The sequence below is a fragment of the Niallia sp. genome (genome assembly GCF_031978665.1).
Taxonomy (GTDB): domain Bacteria; phylum Bacillota; class Bacilli; order Bacillales; family Cytobacillaceae; genus Niallia.
The window spans coordinates 50236-70919 of record NZ_DALZDK010000028.1 but is presented as its reverse complement, the minus strand read 5'-3'; the positions used below and the strand labels follow the sequence as shown (position 1 = coordinate 70919).

18 protein-coding genes and 1 riboswitch are annotated in these 20684 nt (G+C 36.7%); of the genes, 4 read left to right on the top strand and 14 right to left on the bottom strand.

Features of this window, described 5'->3' with window-relative positions:
- Positions 1–300: 300 nt before the first annotated feature.
- The 12 genes from pgmB to tenA form a co-directional block, all read right to left on the bottom strand.
- Positions 301–960, bottom strand: a complete 660-nt coding sequence (gene pgmB, locus RTL21_RS15685; protein ID WP_312097064.1) for a beta-phosphoglucomutase — start codon at positions 958–960, stop codon at positions 301–303.
- A 106-nt stretch (positions 961–1066) separates the two neighbouring features.
- Positions 1067–3343 (bottom strand): glycoside hydrolase family 65 protein, encoded by a 2277-nt coding sequence (locus RTL21_RS15680; protein WP_312097062.1) that lies wholly within the window; start codon positions 3341–3343, stop codon positions 1067–1069.
- Positions 3344–3355: 12 nt separating this feature from the next.
- Positions 3356–4204, bottom strand: a complete 849-nt coding sequence (locus RTL21_RS15675; RefSeq protein WP_312097060.1) for a DUF1189 family protein — start codon at positions 4202–4204, stop codon at positions 3356–3358.
- The gene (locus RTL21_RS15670; RefSeq protein ID WP_312097059.1) at positions 4191–4325 is read right to left on the bottom strand and encodes a hypothetical protein; all 135 of its coding nucleotides are present in this window, start codon (positions 4323–4325) and stop codon (positions 4191–4193) included. Before RTL21_RS15670 ends, RTL21_RS15675 begins: the two co-directional genes overlap by 14 nt.
- Before the next feature lie 26 nt (positions 4326–4351).
- A complete protein-coding gene (locus RTL21_RS15665) occupies positions 4352–5188 on the bottom strand; it encodes a sugar ABC transporter permease (RefSeq protein WP_312097057.1) in 837 nt (278 codons plus the stop codon).
- Position 5189: 1 nt separating this feature from the next.
- Positions 5190–6491, bottom strand: a complete 1302-nt coding sequence (locus tag RTL21_RS15660) for a sugar ABC transporter permease (RefSeq protein ID WP_312097055.1) — start codon at positions 6489–6491, stop codon at positions 5190–5192.
- Between the two features lie 230 nt (positions 6492–6721).
- Positions 6722–7981, bottom strand: coding sequence for an extracellular solute-binding protein (locus RTL21_RS15655; protein WP_312097054.1), 1260 nt, complete (start codon positions 7979–7981; stop codon positions 6722–6724).
- 346 nt (positions 7982–8327) lie between these two features.
- Positions 8328–9761, bottom strand: coding sequence for a PTS system trehalose-specific EIIBC component (treP, locus tag RTL21_RS15650; protein ID WP_312097072.1), 1434 nt, complete (start codon positions 9759–9761; stop codon positions 8328–8330).
- Between the two features lie 277 nt (positions 9762–10038).
- Positions 10039–10773: an energy-coupling factor transporter transmembrane component T family protein gene (locus tag RTL21_RS15645; protein ID WP_312097070.1), complete on the bottom strand. Its 735-nt coding sequence runs from the start codon at positions 10771–10773 to the stop codon at positions 10039–10041.
- Positions 10739–12355, bottom strand: coding sequence for an ABC transporter ATP-binding protein (locus RTL21_RS15640; protein WP_312097053.1), 1617 nt, complete (start codon positions 12353–12355; stop codon positions 10739–10741). The genes RTL21_RS15645 and RTL21_RS15640 overlap by 35 nt, the downstream gene beginning before the upstream one ends.
- On the bottom strand, positions 12333–12929 hold the full coding sequence (locus RTL21_RS15635) for an ECF transporter S component (protein ID WP_312097051.1): 597 nt from the start codon (positions 12927–12929) through the stop codon (positions 12333–12335). Before RTL21_RS15635 ends, RTL21_RS15640 begins: the two co-directional genes overlap by 23 nt.
- Positions 12926–13612, bottom strand: coding sequence for a thiaminase II (tenA, locus tag RTL21_RS15630; RefSeq protein ID WP_312097049.1), 687 nt, complete (start codon positions 13610–13612; stop codon positions 12926–12928). The genes RTL21_RS15635 and tenA overlap by 4 nt, the downstream gene beginning before the upstream one ends.
- A 139-nt stretch (positions 13613–13751) precedes the next feature.
- Positions 13752–13850, bottom strand: a riboswitch (TPP riboswitch).
- Between the two features lie 366 nt (positions 13851–14216).
- Here tenA and RTL21_RS15625 point away from each other — a divergent pair.
- Entirely contained in the window at positions 14217–15167 is a 951-nt protein-coding gene (locus tag RTL21_RS15625; RefSeq protein ID WP_312097047.1) for an L-lactate dehydrogenase, read from the top strand.
- 42 nt (positions 15168–15209) lie between these two features.
- On the opposite strand, the gene RTL21_RS15620 is transcribed toward RTL21_RS15625, so the two are convergent.
- Positions 15210–15536, bottom strand: coding sequence for an MGMT family protein (locus RTL21_RS15620; RefSeq protein WP_312097046.1), 327 nt, complete (start codon positions 15534–15536; stop codon positions 15210–15212).
- A gap of 401 nt (positions 15537–15937) precedes the next feature.
- Here RTL21_RS15620 and RTL21_RS15615 point away from each other — a divergent pair, with 401 nt between their 5' ends.
- A complete protein-coding gene (locus tag RTL21_RS15615; RefSeq protein WP_312097044.1) occupies positions 15938–16735 on the top strand; it encodes a hypothetical protein in 798 nt (265 codons plus the stop codon).
- 80 nt (positions 16736–16815) lie between these two features.
- On the opposite strand, the gene RTL21_RS15610 is transcribed toward RTL21_RS15615, so the two are convergent.
- A complete protein-coding gene (locus RTL21_RS15610; protein ID WP_312097042.1) occupies positions 16816–17898 on the bottom strand; it encodes an NAD(P)/FAD-dependent oxidoreductase in 1083 nt (360 codons plus the stop codon).
- A gap of 752 nt (positions 17899–18650) precedes the next feature.
- Between RTL21_RS15610 and RTL21_RS15605 the strand changes: the two genes are divergently transcribed.
- Both RTL21_RS15605 and RTL21_RS15600 read left to right on the top strand, forming a co-directional pair.
- A complete protein-coding gene (locus tag RTL21_RS15605) occupies positions 18651–19847 on the top strand; it encodes a quaternary amine ABC transporter ATP-binding protein (protein ID WP_312097040.1) in 1197 nt (398 codons plus the stop codon).
- On the top strand, positions 19844–20674 hold the full coding sequence (locus RTL21_RS15600; protein WP_312097038.1) for an ABC transporter permease: 831 nt from the start codon (positions 19844–19846) through the stop codon (positions 20672–20674). The genes RTL21_RS15605 and RTL21_RS15600 overlap by 4 nt, the downstream gene beginning before the upstream one ends.
- Positions 20675–20684: the final 10 nt, after the last annotated feature.

The window sequence follows — 20684 nt, the reverse complement described above, 5'->3', positions numbered from 1 at the left end:
CCGCCTTATGAACACCATTTTTTCCTGCTTCTCCCGCTACTTTCGGTTTTCATCCACCTTATGAACACCATTTTTTCTGCTGCCTCCGCTACTTTTGGTTTTCATCCGCCTTATGAACACCATTTTTTCTGCTTCTCCCGCTACTTTTGGTTTTCATCCGCCTTATGAACACCATTTTTTCTGCTTCTCCCGCTACTTTCGGTTTTCACCCACCTTTCTCCAATTAAACCTAAACTATCTCAACCAAAACAAAAAAGGAACAGAGCGCACCATACACTCTAATTCCCAAACACAACTCTATTATTCTCCTAATTTCTCCTTCAAACGCTCAAGTGTAATATCTGCTGTACTCCCCACTTGCCAATCTGCTAATTTCATCCGTTCCGGTGTACCAACACCAACTGCGAACATATTTGCCCCTTTTATCGCCTGAATACCAGCTTCTGCATCTTCCACACCAACACATTCATTCACTTGTAACTGCAATTGTTCTGCTGCTTTAACAAAGATTTCAGGATCTGGTTTCCCTTTTTTTAATTTCCCTGGATCCACAATTGTATCAAAGAAAGAAGTTACTTCTAATCTATCTAATATTACCGGTCCATTTTTGCTCGCAGATGCAAGGCCAATTTTCAAACCAGCTTCTTTACATTCCACTAAAAATTCCTTTATTCCAGGTAATAAATCAGTTGGAGTTATTTCCTTTATTAGCTCTTGATAGAAAGTATTTTTATCATGCGCCAGCTCCTCAACTTGGACTTCTGAAAATTGCTCGCGAATGCCACCATGGTCCAATATTTTATATAAGGAGTCCATTCGACTAACACCTTTTAATTCCTCGTTAAACTCACGATCAAAGGGTACGCCAATGGCCTCCGCTGTTTTCTTCCATGCTAAATAGTGGTATTCTGCCGTATCTGTAATAACTCCATCTAAATCAAAAATAATTCCTTTTAACATAATGTATCCCTCCTTATTTAAAAAAGGAGCCCTGCTTTATTACGCCTAACGCTAATCTTAAAAGCATTAGAATAATAATTAATCAGTGCTCCTTTCCTTTAACTATTTATTTCTTCCCAACAAACTCTTTTTCTAGTAAAACATCTTTTCCATATAACTGAATTTCTATCGCATTACCAGATAGTAGCTCTAATTTTACATCCTCAGAAGTTGTTGTTACTTTAATTAAGCGATTACGATAATTGATCGTAAAGGAATAACTATTCCATCCCTTAGGAACAAATGGTGCAAAAGAAAGGGTTCCTGTTGCTGTGCGCATTCCTGCAAATCCGTGTACGATACCTAGCCAGCTTCCAGACATACTAGTTATATGCAGCCCATCTTCTGTGTCGTTATTATAATTATCAAGATCTAATCTCGCAGTTCGCTGATACATTTCATATGCCTTTTCCTCTAGCCCAATTTCCGCAGCTAAAATGGAATGAACACAAGGGGATAGACTGGATTCATGAACCGTCATCGGTTCATAAAAATCAAAATTACGCTTTTTCTCTTCCAAGCTAAATTCATGATTTAAGAAGTACATACCTTGCAATACATCTGCTTGTTTAATGAAACAAGAGCGCAAAATTTTATCCCAAGACCAATTTTGATTAAGTGGTCTTTCTTCTTTTAATAAGGTATCTACCGAACGGATATCTTTGTCTAGGAACGTATCATGCTGAACGAAAATACCTGATTCGTCATCTTCTGGGAAATACATTTTGTCGATAATTTCCTGCCATTTTGCTAATTCGCTTTTTCCGATGTTTAAATCCGTCTTCCTTTGTGGAGCTGCTTTCTCGAGCAATTCTAATGTATATCTTAATGTCCAAGTCGCAATCTTATTTGTATACCAATTGTTATTTACATTATTCTCATATTCATTTGGTCCCGTTACACCATGCATCATGTATTGATCATTCTTTTTCGAATAATGTACACGGTCTGCCCAAAAACGGCTGATTCCTACTAACACATCTAATCCTTCATTCAACGCATAAGTTTCATTGCCTGTGTAGGTTGTATAGTTAAAAATCGCATGTGCAATCGCCCCATTTCGATGAATTTCTTCAAAGGTAATTTCCCATTCATTGTGGCATTCAACCCCTGTGAAAGTAACCATTGGATATAATGCCCCTTTTAGCCCCTGCTGTTTTGCATTATGTTCTGCGCCTGGAAGCTGTTGGTGACGATAACGCAATAGCTGTTCCGTTACTTTAGGATCGGCAACAGCTAAATACATCGGTACAATATATGCTTCGGTATCCCAGTAGGTTGCCCCACCATATTTTTCCCCTGTGAAGCCTTTTGGCCCTACATTTAGACGCGCATCTTCGCCATAGTAGGTAGAGAATAATTGAAAAATATTAAAACGAATTCCTTGCTGTGCTTCCTCGTCTCCTTCAATTTGAACATCTGCCTTTTCCCAACGTGCTGCCCAAGCGGCAATATGCTCTTCTTTTAAAGATGAATATCCCTTTTCCTTCGCCTTTTTTGCTAGCATGTCAGAAACAGTTGCTAATTTTTCCTCTTCCCAATCACGAGAGGTGGAAATAGCGACATATTTCTGTAGATGGATGGAATCTCCTTGCTTGAGCTTATTGTTATAAGCATTAGCAACATACATTGGTTTTTCATTATAAGAGGTCACTTCTAAGTGGCTAATCGTATTAACCATCGAAGCAGAAACAGTGAATCTTGGCGTTCCAAAAGGATTATCAACCGTTTTCATTATGAGGTTGCCTGAATTGGCTTCCACCTTTCTTCCGAGCTCTTCCCAGAATTTTTCTTCATAGTTGGAATCCTCATTTGTCACATCACCATCTACATATGGAACCAATTCAATAGTATGAGCTCCAGTTAGTGCTGTTACCTTTATATCTATTGCACAAACTTCTTTTGACACAATACTTAAAAAACGCTCTAATTCAAATTGGATATGATTTTCTCCTTTTTGAAGGATGAAGCTTCGTTTTAAAATTCCTTCCTTCATATCTAGCTCAAGATGAAAATCAATAATATTTTCTTTATATAAATCTACCTTAGAACCATCAATATAGATATCCACTCCAATAAAGTTTAGTGCATTAATCACTTTGCCAAAATATTGTGGATAGCCATTTTTCCACCAGCCAACTCTTGTTTTATCAGGGAACCAAACGCCTGCAAGATACGTACCTTGGTGGAAATCTCCTGAATAGCCTTCTTCAAAGTTTCCGCGCATCCCCATATAGCCATTTCCGATGGAGGTCAGACTTTCCTGCAATCGCTTTTCTTTTTTTTCCAACTTATTTGATGTTAGTTTCCAGCTGTTTATTTCGAAAAGACGCTTATTCGACATAATCTTCTCTCCCTACGCTTTGTCTGAATCTACTTTTAATCCTTTTTCTTTAAAGCCTGTTCTAAAAAATGCAAATGCAATCATTAATACGGTTCCAAGCCCTTGTATCATAATTAATGTCGCAACATCAAATTGAATAAATCCATAAATCACTGCTAAAATGCTTGGTAAACCTGCTGCGTTAAGGACAATATTTGCTGCCTCTTTAAAGGTTCTTATATCCGTAATATTAGATTTCTTTGTTAGCCATAATACGAGTGACATAAATAGAAATTGCAGCACATTCATTGCTATATATAAACCAGCTAGTAATAGTAACAGGATTGGCAGAAGAAAGGCTTTGTTCTGCACATACCATAAAGTTCCGATATATTGCAGGACATCTTCCTTGCTTTCTATTTTAAAAGGATACTTCTCCTCATTTGTTGGATAATACAATTGAAATCCGAATCCATTATCTTCAGCAATTACTGCATAGTCTTCTTTAAAAACAACGGCATTGACATACCCTTTTATCCCAAATGTCTGATCGTCTCCAGTCATCTGATATTTATTGTCTTGATCAATTGCAATAATATTGCCACCCGTTTCCTCTGCATATTGGCTATCTATTCCCACTAACTTCCCGTCTTTCACTTGAGTAGAGGACAATTTCTCTACAAAGTCATCTGTTATTAATTCCGCTGTTCGTGGAAACAGAAACTCAAATGGAAAGGTAGTTAATTTAGCCATTTGGATAGAGGTTGGCATCATCATACACGCAATTAAGAAAATAAACAGGAAAATCATTTTTGGCCATGTTAATAGATTCTTACCCTTAAATACATTTGTCGGTGTAATAATAGACTTAAAATATTGCATCAAAAATGGTTCCGATTTCTTCATTGTACTCCCACTCTCTTACTTCAAAATTCTTCGATGTTTTATTAATATGCTCTATTTTACGAGGCATCCGCACCATTTGCTGAGTTTTAACGGACACCCCTCTAAACTAACATTTTCTTATTTCTATCCTTTTGAACCTCCACTTGTTAAACCAGATACGAAGTTCTTTTGTAGGAAGAAGAATAAGACAACAATTGGTAATGCTGCTAATACTGCCCCTGCTGCAAATAGTGCTACTTTTTGTTCGCGAGGGTTGGATATTAGTGTCTGCAGCCCAACTGCTAATGTTAATAACTCGTTGGAGCGTAATAAGAACTTAGATAATAAGAAATCATTAAATGGTGTCATAAATGCCCATAAAGCTTGAACTGCAAGCATCGGACGCACTAATGGTAAATTAATTTGTACAAAGATTCTTAAGTGACCAGCTCCATCAATACGTGCACTTTCATCAAATTCACGAGGAATCGTATCAAAATATCCTTTCATTAACCATACGTTCATTGGTATTCCACCGCCGATATAGATTAATGATAGTAACCAATATTGATCAATCGCTCCAAGTACTGTTGCTAATACATAATATGCCGTTAATGCTGCCATTGTTGGCACCATTTGAATCACTAGGAAGAAAATTAAGCTATATTTTCTTCCAACAAAGCGATAACGGCTGAATACATATCCAGATAGCGTTACTAATGTTACTTGAACGATCATTACTGCGATAGCGATAATAATCGTATTTTTATACCAGCTTAAATAGTTGGTTTCCCTGAAAAGTCTTTGAAAATTATCTAATCCCCAGTTTGCGTCCAATTTCAACGTAAACGCCGCCATATTGGTTGCTTGAAATGCACTTGATGCTGTTACCAATAATGGGTAAATGATTACTATTGATAGGATTCCGAGAAAACCATACGTCAATATTCTATTTATTAGTCGCGATGCTCTCATGCTCATCCTACATCATCTCCTCATTGCCAAAAGCATTTGTTTTCTTAAACGTTATGAGTGATACTGCAATAACGATTGCAGAAATAATCAGTGTTACCGCTGCTGCAACTGCATATTGTGGCGCTTGGCCTGTTGTTAGCTTATAAATCCAAGAAATTAGAATATCTGTCGATCCTGCATTCCAGCCGATACTTCCCGGACCACCTTCATTGAATAAGTAGATGATGGAGAAGTTGTTAAAGTTAAATGTATATTGTGTAATCATAACTGGCGCTGTAGCGAATAAAATCATCGGTAATGTAATGCTTCGGAATTGTTGCAAAGCAGTTGCCCCATCAAGGTTTGCTGCTTCATAAAGATCATCCGAGATAGATTGCAGTACTCCTGTTACCATTACAAAAATATACGGGAATCCAAGCCAGCCTTGGATCATAATAAGTGCTGTCTTCGTCCAAGTAGCATCTGTCTTCCAAGAGATTGCTGGTATATCAATAAGCGGAAGATGATTGATCAACGGAATTACTTGAGCGTTAATGGCACCAATACTATCATTGAACATATTAGAGAATCCCATGATCGAAATAAATGCTGGTACTGCCCATGGTAATAAGAAAAGAATTCGGAAAAAGGATTTTCCTTTTACATGCTTCTGATGTAAAACAACAGCAGCAACTACTCCAAGAACAATTTGTAAAGTTGTTGCTCCAAATGTCCAAATCAATGTCCATACAAGGATTTTCATAAATGTTGCACGATAAGAACTTAAGAAGAAAATATTTGTAAAGTTCTCAAAGCCAATCCAATCAATTAGCTTAAATGGTGGTATATGTTGAAAATCATAGTTTGTAAAAGCAATAAATAATGTTACTAATACCGGAAAAATAATGATAAAAGCCATTAATATATATGATGGAAATGTAAAGATATACGGGAATCCTTGTTCCCAAAGATTTTTCAAAATATCAATTGTTTTTGTATTAATTTTTTCCCCTTTGTCTCTTAAAGCCCCAATTTTACGAGCATCAAGAATATTAAGCACATAGAAGAATAAAAAGATAACAGATAAGATTAATTGCAACGTCCCTTTAATCATTAGGAATAAAGAGTGATCATCACGAGGTATGCTTCCTAATGTTATTAAGCCTTCTAAAGCCTGAAATCCAGTAAGTGCCATCTCTATTGCAAAAACTAAAAAGAGAGCAAAGAAGATTATTCCTTTAAATGCTTGTTTATTATAAAACTGTCCTAATCCAGGAATAATGGATAACAGGGATGCTTTCTGTTTATGGTTTGTTTCATTTTGACTCATTATGGGCTATCCCCTTTCTATAAATTGCATGTTGTTGCATTATGGTAATTTATTGATTTACCAAAAGAAATTATCACTCGACCAACTTTTTTTGATAAACCAATCCGTTTTGAAAGCATTTTCAATGCAAACGATTGCGTTAAGGAAAGAAGAAATTTCTAATTATCTGCTGTGATAATTAGAAATTTCGACTGAAGGGAGTGAAATACCTCCCTTCCTTTTTTCATTCATTATTTGTATTTTTGTTCAATTGATTCTTTAATATTCTTTACTGTATCTTCTGCAGATTGTTCAGGTGTTTTCGCACCAGAAACCGCATCAAACATTAGATATTGTCCGCCATCCCATACTTCAGCCATTTGTTGAATATTAGGCATTGGAGAAGCGTTTTCAAAGTTTGCAATAACAGCTTGTGCTAATTCGTTATCAGCAGGAACTGCCTCACGAGCTACAGTGTTTGCAGGAATTTCATTTGTAGCTTCAAAGAATTTTGTTGAGTTATCAGCATTACCAACATACTCTAACCATTTAGCAGCTAATTCTGGATTTTGAGCATAAGAAGAAGCTACCCAAGCTTTTCCTCCACCGAATGCAGCAAATTTTTCACCGTTTGGTAATGTAGGAATTGCACCAACTCCATAGTTAACGCCCGCATCTTTATAAGTAGATGCCATCCAAGGTCCATCAATAATGACAGCTGTTTTACCAGTAGTAAACATTTCTGTGATAAAGTCACCGGAACCGGTTACGTCCTGCATACCTTTAGGCCATTGATCATACCAAGTTTTTGCATATTTAATTGCGTCAATTGTACCTTCATTGTTTAAACCAATATCAGTTGGATCTGTTCCTTCGCTTCCGAATGCATATCCACCATATCCTGCAACTAATCCATAGCTAAAATAGAAGTCTGTCCATTTTGCTAAGAAAGCAGTGTTCTTGCCAGACTCAGATGCGAATGCATATTTGCTGTCTTTTGTTAATGCTTCTACCTCTGAGAAGTCTTTTGGCATTTCGTTAATTAAATCTTTATTATAGTAACCTACTAATGTTTCAATAACGAATGGAGTACCATATTGTTTTCCTTCAAATGTTACTAGTTTTTCTTCTGTTGCTGTAATTCCTTCTGGTTGTGTTGTTACTTCAGCTAAATGACCTTGGCTACCCATTGAACCAACGCGGTCATAAGGAGCGATAAATACATCTGGACCAGTTCCAGCAGGACCATCTAATGCTAATGCATCTGCTTGATCTGTCATTGCCATAACTACTACTTTTACTTCAGCGTTATTTTCCGTTTCAAAATCGCCTTTAATGCTATCAATATATTTTTTATACCCATCGCCATCAACTGACACCGTTAAGGTTTGTTTCCCATCAGATGATCCGCCTTTTGAACTTTCTTTCGTATCATTGTCACCACAAGCGGTTAAAGAGAATGCAGTAAGTAATGCTACTCCTGACATTAATAGTTTTTTATAGCTTTTCATGAAATTTTCCCTCCTTGTTTATCTCACATTCTCATTGTAAATTTGAAACCGTTTTAATGCAATCGCTTTCTCTGTGTTACCGATAACAGAATGTAACATTCAAATACACCAATGTATAGATTACGCTATTGTTGGGTAAATATCCATAGAGGAATGTCTTTTTATACGGATTAACCATAGTTTGATTAGTGAAATATACGGAGTTTCTTTGTCTGTTACCTTGATTACTTAGATTTCGTGCTATCGGGCTTAGATCCCCTCTACTCCTTCCACCACCCTAAAAACAAACAAAAGAGCCAAACTATCCCTCTATAAACGGACAGTTCTGACTCTTGTTAGCGAAGCTTTATCCTTTTACTCTTTTTAACGATACTTTTCCCATATTAAGTTTGGAGAAAACAATGGTTAGAATAATTGGTACTACAATCGCGACAACCATTGCGATTGAAAAAATCACCATATATTTCGGTTGAATCGATAGAATTCCTGGGATTCCGCCTACTCCAATAGAGTTCGCCATTACACCTGACCCGACTGAGATAATTGCGGCAAATAAGGAACCAATCATTGCGGCTAGGAATGGGAAGCCGTATTTTAAATTGATACCAAACATGGCTGGCTCTGTTACTCCTAAGTAACAAGAGATAGCTGCCGGGATTGATACTTGTTTTTCCTGTTCATCTTTACGATTTAAATAGATCATCGCAAGTACCGCTGACCCTTGCGCAATGTTGGATAATGCAATCATTGGCCATAGATTTGTTCCGCCAAATTCGCTCATTAATTGTAAATCAATCGCATTCGTCATATGATGTAATCCTGTGATAACAAGTGGTGCATAAGCAAAGCCAAATACTGCGGCAAATAACCATCCTAAAGTAGAAGTTAAACCAGAGTATACAACATCTGAAATCACAGAACCTATCTTCCATCCGATTGGACCTAGTACTGTATGAGCAATTAATACTGTAGGCACTAATGCAAAGAATGGCACAACAATCATCGAAATCGCATTAGGAACTATTTTACGCAAACGCAACTCTAAAAATGAAAGTAATAAACCTGCTAAAATGGCGGGAATCACTTGCGCTTGATAACCAATCATTTCTACCTGGGCAAAACCAAAATCCCAAAATGGTACTTCTTGTGTTCCAGCTACTGCATATGCATTTAATAACTGCGGAGAAACTAATGTTATCCCTAATACAATACCAAGAATTTGAGTAGCTCCCATTTTTCTTGCTACTGCCCATGTAATCCCGACAGGTAAGAAGTGAAAAATCGCTTCCCCAATTAACCATAAGAAACTATTCGTTCCAGCCCAAAATTGAGAAACCTCTACTAATGCTTTCGTTCCACCATCTACTAATTTAATTTCGCCAATAACATTCCGGAAACCAAGAATTAATCCCCCAACTACGATTGCCGGAATTAACGGAGTAAAAATATCTGCTAAATGGGCTATCATTCTTTGCAGGATGTTCATATTTTGTTTTGCCGCTTCTTTTGCAGCATCCTTTGAAGTATCACTTACTCCTGCAATGGCAATAAATTCATTGTAGAAAGATGAAACTTCATTGCCAATAATAACCTGGAACTGCCCTGCTTGTGTAAATGTTCCTTTTACAAGCTTTATTTTTTCAATGCTGTCTATATCTGCCTTCGATGGATCGTTTAAAACAAAACGCATTCTGGTCGCACAGTGTGTTACAACAGAAATGTTTCCGCTTCCACCAATATGCTCAAGAAGCTCCTTTGCCTGTTCTGCATATTTTCCCATCATTCTTCCCCCTTTTGTCTTTACTTTCATTTATTAATCAATCCATTATTATTCGTATTACATACCCAAATCATGTATATACAAGTTTTGGTTACGCTTTCATTATAGTTGTATATACAGGTAGTGTCAATATAATAAAAATAAAGATTTTATGATTAATAAATATTCTAAAATGAAACTACCTAAAATAAAAAAACAGACCCATACAATCTATTCATTACAAACGGATAAAATGCTACTGTAATGGATAATTGTATGAGTCTGTTAGTTTAGAAACTTACATAAATAATGCGATGCTAATAGCAATAATCATCATCGTACTAAAATAAAGATAATCAAATAAAGTGATATACGTCTTTTGATAATACGTTCTATCTCGTTCCCCTGTAAATCCCCTTACTTCCATCGCCATCGCCATTTGTTCCGAACGACGGATGGCTTGTGTTAACAAGGGAACTGCATACCGAAAGAAAGCCTTCCAAGTTCCGCTATGTTTATATCCTCGAATCCGATGTGCTTCTTTTAATTGTGCTAAATCAGATTGGAACATTGGAATACACCGAAAGCCAGCCATCATTCCATATGCCCACTTAGGAGAAAGCTTCCATTGATGAATAAAGCTCATCATCAATTCATGTAAATTGGTCGTAGTGGTAAAAAGCAAGCCAACCGTAACAAAGGAAAGCATGCGTGTTGAAATGAGTAAACCACTTCCGATGCTTTCTTCTGTTACTTGAAACCAAGCCCACTTCCATACAATCGTTTCCCCTTTACCGAATGCCGCAAGCATCCAAAACGTAAGCACAAAAAAGATCGAATATGGAAGAAGAACCTTTACAAGAAATTTCCCCTTCCACCCTCCAAGTGTAAAACCAAGAATCAAGACATATATCCAGATAGCTAATGTAGAAAATGCACTTTGAATCGTCATTAAGATAACCATTAGCAGAATATGTGTCATTAGTTTCATTGCTGGATTAAGATGTGATAGATAAGACTCGTTGCTTTTGATTTTCTTCAACCTCCTTTAGTTCAGCTATTAATTGATAGTGGACAGGAGGTATAATCGAAAGCTCCCTACAAAGCTCTTGATTGGAAAAAAGAAGATACGGTTGGTCAGCGAAAGCCATTTTCTTTTCATCAAGGACTATTACCTTATCTGCATATTGATCGACAAGATCCATATCATGTGTAACCATCATAATAGAAGTGCCTTCTTGCTTTCTTTTTTCAAGAACGTGTAATAAGTCATATGCTGACTTCGCATCTTGCCCAAAAGTAGGTTCATCTAATAAAAGAATATCTTGATTTAATAGCAGCATTGTAGCTACACTCAATCTTCTTTTCTGTCCAAAGCTAAGAGTAAAAGGATGTTGATTTTGATAAGGCTCTAAACCAAATTCCTTCAAAAGCTCTGTAGTTCGATTGTTAATATCCGCTTCCTTCCAGTGATATTGGATACCAGAAAATGCAATTTCATCATAGACTGTTTGATTAATAAATTGTAGCTCTGGATTTTGAAATACGAACCCTAACCGCTGATAAAGATCTCTATCTCGCCACTTTTTCAGATCTTTTCCATGAAATTGGATATCTCCCTTTTTGCTCTTTTTAAGATGTGCAAGCAGCTTCAAGAAAGTGCTTTTTCCAGCGCCGTTATTGCCAATGACAGCAATCCATTCTCCCTTATTTACGGTAAGATCTAGATTTTCTAAGATTGTTTCTTTGTAGTACGAAGCTTCTAGATTGCTTATTTCAAGAATAGGCTCATTGGATTTTCCCGCTTTTAGCGTTTCTTTCCTGCTTTCATATGTTTCGATCAATTCTATTCTTCTCGAATGGTTTTCATTTTGAATCATCTCATTCCACTTGTGAGGGAATACTTGAGGAACCCATATACCAGCTTCTTGCATCTCCGCTTTATAATGATTAAGAATCATTTCTGGTTTGCCATCAGCAATTATTTGACCATTTTTATTTAAAAGAATGACGCGATCCATCCATTCTATACAGCCATCTAACACATGCTCTACAACGACCATCGTCTGCCCAGTTCTAGTTGCAGTATTTTTTATAACCTCAAACACTTCTTTTCTACCAGAAGGATCCAACTGTGCTGTTGGCTCATCCAAAAAGAGTACTTCTGGTTCTAACGCTAATAAGCAAGCTAATGCTAGTCTTTGCTTCATTCCGCCTGAAAGATCCGCAATAGGCGTATGCGGTTCTATCATTAATCCCACTGTATCAAGAACAGCTAAAATTATCGCATCCATTTGTTCTCTTGGAACTTTTCGATTTTCTAAACTAAAAGCAATTTCTTCATCTACATGATGCATGCAAAACTGTGTGTCAGGATTTTGAAAAAGGACACCAGCTCGCTTTTTCCTAATCACTTCTCCTGAAACACTCGCCTCGATATGTTCTGGAATAATTCCAGCTAGTACCGATATTATCGTAGATTTGCCACTACCACTCGGACCTAGAATTAATACTTTTTCCCCTTGATTGATATGCAGTGTAACTTCTTTGAGGACAGGTACCTTATCCTCAAAGAAGCGCACAGATAGATGGTTACATCCTAACAATGAACTCATCATTATTCTCCTTCTTCCGATTTGATCTATAAATAGCATATCCATTTAGGACTCCTGTTTTACCAAGCCCCTCCACAACTGCTTTGGCTAATAACCCTCCTAAAATAAGACCACTAATGACTTGAATAACAAAGGTTAGAACAAGCGTTGTCGTCGTATAATAGGAAAACCCCTCTGCAATAATGCTATATAACATGCTTCCACAAGCAGCTAATGCGCCTGATAACATTAAGACAGAAACATGATATTTTTTATAGCGGAATATTGCAAATGCTATTTCTGCCCCGATTCCTTGGAATACGCCTATTAAAAGTGCTGATAATCCAAAATGACTGCCAATTAAAAGCTCAACAGAGGCTGCAACTACTTCTGCGATTAAAGCAGCACCTGGCTTCTGTAAAATATAGGCAACAATCGGACTCGCAATAACCCATATTCCAAACATAAAGTTAGCACCAACTGGACCAACGAGTGCCGAAATCGGAAGCCATAAAGTGGACCATCCCATATAAAGAACTCCACATGCTACGGCGATTACAACTAATAAGACTACCTCTTTAATTTTCCAGTTCATACAGTCACCTCAAGAGTTTTCACTGGCCATTCCTCTAGATTATAAGCCATATCCCAAAACTTATATTCTAGTTGGCAGCTTAATAGAAAATACTCCACTAGTCTCTCTTTCTGTTCTTCATTAAGCGTTTCAGCAAGTTCATCTAGTCGCTGACAAAGCGGGGTAGTCACAGTCATTGGACCATCCCCATAGAAATGGATCCAGTCGTAAAAAGGATGGGTACTATCTGGATTTACCTCTTCTAAAAGCCTCTTCCCGATTTCTACATAAGTCCATGGACAAGGCAAAAGCACCGCGATAATATCAGCAATGTCACCTTGATGAGCAACTGTTAGCATATGACGAATATAATGGTGAGCAGAAGGGGCTACTGGAAACCCTTGTAGGTCTTCGTATTTAACACCTGCTACTTCACAAAAGTTATTATGTGGATGTATTTCACTATGCAGGACAAAGGATATTTGATTATTAAATAGCTCCATATCTTTTCTATTTGTACTTTTTGAAATAGCCAATCCGTAAATTTTCATAAAGGCATTTAAATACTCAAAGTCTTGTTTCACATAATGAATAAGCTGTTCCTTCTTTAAATCGCCCTTCCCAATTCCTTGAACAAATGGATGTTCCATGATGGCCTGAAAAATTGGATCTGCCTGCTGTCTTAATGCCTCTGAAAAACGCATTTAATTTCCTCCTTCTTTCGGTCCTTTAAGACCAACTTTTAGAATTTTTATTGAAAAGGAAAACATGGAGCAACTTTGTATGCAAAAAAGCCACTCCAAAAAATGGAGTGGCTCTATATAAATAAATTAATATTACGATTCTATGCCGACTCCACTTTCCTACGCTAGTATGAACTAGATCAGGTTCGAAGGGTCCAAGTATTCTTGTCTCAGCCAAATGGCTCCCCTAGTGGATTTCCCTATTCAATTACTTACTACATTACCGAATGTATCTGATTTTTGTCAATAATTTTCAATAATTCCTTTTAGACTATTCTGTTTATCCCGTTGTTTAAAGGGAATATCTTTAATGAAATTCTTATTGTGGAATTTGCGTTTTCTTTTGGAAACTTTCACAAAACCGCCATATTCATGTGATGTATTTCACATGTTTTAAGTATATAATCACTATATAAACAGTAATAATATTTTACAAGAGAAAGAATATTAAGATATTATGGAGAAAAGTCAAAATGAATCTTGTTCTCCATTTGGTAACGAACTATAGCCTTATAAATAAATTAACTATTATTCTATTAAATTAGAAAAAGGGAGTTGCAATAGGATGAAACAACAAAATATAAATCGCGTCGTTTTAATTGGTACAGGTGCTGTTGGATGTAGCTATGCATATTCATTAATTAACCAAGGTGTTACAGAAGAACTCGTTTTAATAGATGTAAACAAAAAAAGAGCAGAAGGGGAAGCAATGGATTTAAATCATGGTAGCCCATTTGCTCCTGCACCAACAAAAGTATGGGCTGGCGACTATTCTGACTGCGGAGATGCAGACTTAATTGTCATAACTGCTGGTTTACCTCAAAAACCAGGGGAGACTCGTTTAGATTTAGTTGCAAAAAATACTGCAATCTTTAAAAGCATTGTGAAAGAAATTACTGCTAGTGGATTTGATGGCATTTATTTAATTGCAACAAACCCAGTTGATATTCTTACTTATGTCGTTTGGAAAGAATCTGGGCTGCCTAAAGAACGAGTAATCGGTTCTGGTACTACATTGGATTCTGCTCGTTTCCGCTATATGCTAGGTGAGTATTTCGATGTAGATACACGTAATATTCATGCCGCTATTATTGGTGAGCATGGAGATACGGAGTTGCCAGTATGGAGCAGTACAACCATTGGATTAGAAAGCATTGAAACAAAGCTAGCTAAAAATGACAAATACTCTCAAAAAGACCTAGATGAACTTTTCATTAATGTTCGAGATGCCGCTTATCATATTATTGAACGTAAAGGTGCAACTTATTATGGAATCGGAATGTCTCTCGTACGTATCACAAAAGCTATTCTCGGAAATGAAAATTCTATATTGCCAGTGTCTGCTTACCTAGATGGCGAGTACGGTCATGAAGACATCTATATTGGTGTTCCCGCAATTATTAATCGTCAAGGAATTCGCGAGGTAGTAGAGTTGAAACTAGACGAAAAAGAAGCAGAACAATTTAACCACTCTGTAGAAGTTCTTAGACAAACAATGAACTCTGCCTTAAACTAACATATGATGAAAGCCTATTGCCTGTTTTACTGCAATAGGCTTTTATAAATTTTCGTCCACTAGATGAAGCGGCTCATAACCGTACTCTATTAAAGGAACCGATCCATTTTCCGCAAACACAATACCTTCCTCTTCTAACAGCCTTCTTTGAAGTTGCCCTTGTTCACCTGTTAATCCAATACATCCTTTACTATTGAGCACTCGTTGCCAGGGAAGCTGATATTTTTCCGTTAAGGTATGCAGAACCCTCACTACTTGTCTAGCTGCCCTTGGACTGCCAGCAATCTTAGCTATTTGTCCATAGGTCATCACTTTTCCCTTAGGAATATCCATAATGATTTCGACAACCCTCTTTGTAAAAGGCATCATTTTTTTGTCTCCATTCTTATTTGGTTTCGTTTTTCTTTATTTTATCAGAGTTTTGTTGCACATTTGATGAAGATTGTGTTTTTATTGGTTTTCTGCGGTTGTGGTTAGAGAACTTTGTATGTGGATTTGATTCTTTTCTCGCGGATTAAGCGGCTTACTTGCGACTTCTCCTCTCTTACTTGCGACCCTACCTACTTTACTTGCGCTTTTCCCCTTTTCCTTGCGACCCTACCTACTTTACACACACTCCATCATTTCCCCATATCCTCTTTATCCCCATCACTCCTTTCACATTCCAATTCCTAACAGGACTCTATAAGAAATAAATTTTTAATAAAACTCATTTTTTTCTTTTTATAGGGAATAAACGTAATAATAAGACTAAGAAAGGAGTAATACGAATGAAAAAAATTCTATTCTTTTCACTCTTCACCTTTTCGCTTATAGCAAGTGGCTGTTCCAATGAGTCACCAGGTAGTCAAACAGGATCAACTACAAAGGAAGCTAATGCAACTGGACAAGCTAATACGGAAGCTAATCAAACCACTGCCAGCAATAAAGAAACACCCTCTACCGCTGATCAGATAAAAGAGCTGCGATCAATGCTTAAAATGAAAGAGAACAAACTTCCGACAAAATTCCCTGTAACAGATTCTCAATATGTTACTGCCAAAATAAATGAAAATGAAACGGATGAATATTTCATCTCGTTTTATCAAACGAAAGAATATGTTCCTATTAATGATGAGTCCTTACATTCAAATGATAACCTAATTGCAACTTTTAACGCAGAAACATACGATGATGCAGCGAAACAAAAGGAATTGTTTCCTGTAGTTTCATTGGATTCTATTCCAGAAGACATGAAGGTAGATTTAGGACATCAAATTACTGGAATGAGAGAAGGCGCTGCTGGAAGCTCGTATTTGGTTTGGAAGGAAGGTCGTTGGGTATTACAAATTAAATCGATTTCTGCTGATGAATTAGATACGGTTGATATTGCAAAAAAGATGGTTGATTATTTAGAAGAGAATGCCCTCCCTGTTCCGAAAAAGAATGGACGAATTGAGGTTAGTTATCCGCAAAATGCAGAGGAAGTGAAGGTAACGGCACGATGGGAAGAAGGAAACACTGTCTATACTTTAGAAACAGCGGAAGTGCCAATTAATGCATTAATGATGACTGTGTCAACAGAATGATTACTACACATCAAAAAAGGCAAATGGAAAGATGAATTCACCTTTCTCATTTGCCTTTTTATTCGTGTCATTAGAAATAATTATGCCCGAACCTTCATCACTGTACAGTCGTCACATTGGATCATATTTTTGATTATTTCTTTGTTCTTTTCTTCAAATAGTTCATTATGAGAGGATACCATGGCGCTATTGCTTGCATCTGGCTGAATATATAATTTTGCTTTATTGACTGCATTTGCTGCATCTTGGAAGGCACCTGCAATTAAGTGAACTTTGCCTTCATGCTTTAGAATATCACCAGCGGCAAAAATCCCAGGTACAGATGTCTCACTATTAACATTGCCTGCTATGTAAAAATCTTCAAGCATGTCAATATTTAATTTACTATTTTTCAATAGGGAAGAATCCATTTCGTAGCCATGGTTAATAACTACTTCATCTACTTTTAGAGTGGTTACTTCTTCTGATTGCGTATTCGTTAATTCAACAGAATCAATACGATCGTGCTTGTCGTTAGCAATCAGTTTCGTAATCGCTGTATGGAATAAACACTCTACACTGCTTTCTAACAATTCTCTCGCTTTTGCCTCGTGACCTGCAAGTGTATCTTTTCTACAAGTTAAATAAACTTTCTTTGCTATCGGCTCCAGTTCAAGTGCCCAGTCAACTGCTGAGTTTCCACCACCGGAAAGAACAACCACTTTATCTCTAAAGTGCATTAAAGATTTTACCGTATAGTTTAAGTTTGACACTTCAAATCTTTCGGCACCTTCAATTTTTAATTTTTGTGGAGTAACGATTCCGCTTCCGACTGCTACGATGACTGTTTTAGAATAATGGATTTCTCCCGAATCTGTTTCCAACAAGAAAATGCTTTCCTCGTTTTTGGAAATAGAATGAATTTTAGTATTTGTAACTACTTCAGGCTTAAAAGTTAATCCTTGCTGTACAAGCTGCTCTCTTAACCTCTCACCTGGCATTGGAGTGATCCCGCCAACATCCCAGATCATTTTCTCTGGATATAAATGCAACTTTCCGCCTAATTGTGGCAAAAATTCAATAATTTTCGTTTTCATTTCTCTAAGCCCACTATAAAAAGCAGAATACAGTCCTGCCGGTCCGCCGCCAATTATCGTCACATCGAATAGTTCTGCATGATCCATTAACAAGCTCACTCCTATTATTAAAGTATTGTTTTATCTATATATGATTAAATCGTTTTATTCATTAGTTAAATTGATTATCATTCTCATTTACATACTACCTCTTTTTTGGCATTTTTTCAATGCTATATTGACAGAAAAAAACCTTTTGCTATTTGATTGTCATATAGTGAAGTAAAAAATGAATCGCTTAAAAGGAGAAGACTGCAAATTAGTTCTGAGATAACTAATTGGACACTGTTCGAGAAAATGGGCGGTCTCTTTTATCCATGATTTAATTGCTAATTTGGATCATATATTGTTAATTAGGATCATATACTCTATTTTTGGGAAATTGAAACGTATATTCTTTTTTCTCTCCACAAAATGTAGAATCGAGAGTTATTTAGTGAATTAGGTAGTATTTTTAAGTATACTGCCTATTTAATTTAATCAGAAAAAACTTTATGAACGATATGAACTGTATATGCTTTATTTTAGCGTTTGCTCTATATAATACTTGTTTTATATAATAAGGGTAACTCTACAGGAGAAGGATATGGATAAATCCCATTACCATACTGGGAGTAACACAAGCAAGTAATACTATACAAAACAAATAAATAACCCAAAGTTCCACTATAAGTATTGCCTTTATACTCGCTTAATTCCTACTATTCCTCTAAAAATAATCAAGTTTTATTTTTCAATTTCCAATTTTTTATCCATATTCGGGAAATCTCCAAGATAAATCGATGAAGGAGAAGTGATTCATGCATAAAATCGAAGTCAAAAATCTCACAAAAATATTTGGAGGAAACCCAAAAGAAGGTTTAAAGAGACTCCAAGCTGGCGAAGAAAAAACGAAAATATTGAAAGAAACTGGCATGACAATTGGAGTAGATAATGCATCTTTTCATGTAAAACAAGGAGAATTCTTTGTGATTATGGGGTTATCCGGGAGTGGAAAATCAACACTCATTCGCCTCATTAATCGACTCATCGAGCCAACTTCTGGCGAGGTATTAATAGATGGAAAAAATATAACGACCATGAATAAAAAGGAATTAATTGAAATTCGCCGCAAAAAGCTTAGTATGGTTTTTCAGAATTTTGCATTATTTCCTAATCGAACCGTACAAGAGAATGTAGAATACGGATTAGAAATTCAAGGTCACCCTAAGAAGGATCGTGCAGAAAAAGCTATTAAAGCAATCCATGATGTTGGTTTAAAAGGCTATGAAGCAAGTTTTCCTAATCAGCTTAGTGGCGGTATGCAGCAACGAGTAGGCCTTGCAAGAGCATTAGCGAATGATAGCGATATCCTTTTAATGGATGAAGCATTTAGTGCATTAGATCCGCTTATTCGCAAGGAAATGCAGGATGAACTCATTCGTTTACAAAACAAGTTAGGTAAGACGATTATTTTTATCACCCATGACTTAGATGAAGCACTCAAACTTGGTGATCGAATTGCCATCATGAAAAATGGTTCCATCGTACAATTAGGTACTGCTGAAGAAATTTTAGAAAATCCGGCGAATGATTATGTATCTAACTTTGTAGAAGATGTCGACCGTTCGAAAGTTTTAGTTGCTGGACAAATCATGAAGCAGCCAGATCTTATTACCGCTTGGAAGGATGGACCAAGGGTGGCAGTAAGAAAAATGGAAGAAGCTGGCCTATCAAGTATTTTTGTAGTAGATAAAGATAAGCAATTAAAAGGTATCCTGACTATTGATGCTGCCATTAATGCATTTAAAGAAAATAAATGGGTCGAAGATGTGTTAGAGCATGACTTCCATTCCACCACATTTGATACTCCATTAAATGATTTAATTGGAGTTGCAGCAGAATCAAAATTCCCCATTGCCGTCACAGAAAATAATAGATTGCTAGGAATCATTGTACGAGTCTCTATATTGTCTGGACTTATTCTCGGAAAAGAACAAAAGGAGGCTATCATATGAATTATTTCTTCTTTCCACTAGAAGATTGGACAAATCAATTTGTAGACAATTGGCTTCTGCCAGTTTTAGGTGACTTTTTTAACTCCTTTAGCGGAGTATTAAGCGTATTTATCAACGCTGTCACTAATTTATTCACGATCATACCTGCTGAAGTAATAGCAATCATTTTAGCCCTTTTAGCTTGGCGTCTTGCTGGAAGAGGAATCGCTATTTTTACTATTATCGGAGCCCTTTACTTAGGTTCCGTTGGGCTATGGACAGGTGCTATGCAAACACTATCTATTGTTATCGTAGCAACCTTTTTCTCTATCGTTGTCGGTGTTCCATTAGGAATATTTACTGCTAAAAATCGAACATTGGATCATATCGTCCGACCGATTCTCGATTTTATGCAAACATTACCAAGTTTTGTCTATTTAATCCCTGCTATTCTACTCTTCGGTTTAGGAGAAGTACCAGCAGTTATCTCTACTTTCGTCTTCGCTACTCCACCTGCAGTACGCATGACGAGCTTAGCTATTAAACAAGTACCAGCAGATATCGTTGAAGCTGCTAAAGCTTTCGGTTCTACGTCTTGGCAATTACTTGTGAAAGTTCAGTTGCCAAATGCAATTCCAACGATTATGGCAGGAATTAATCAAACGATTATGCTGGCATTATCGATGGCTGTTATTGCTTCGATGATTGGTTCACCAGGATTAGGTAGTACCGTTTTATCCGGTATCTCCAGTGTAAATGTTGGATTAGGTCTTACTGGCGGATTAGGCATTGTTGTCCTTGCCATCATATTAGATCGAATTACACAAGGTTTAGGAAAAAAAGCTTAAAGCATCGTAA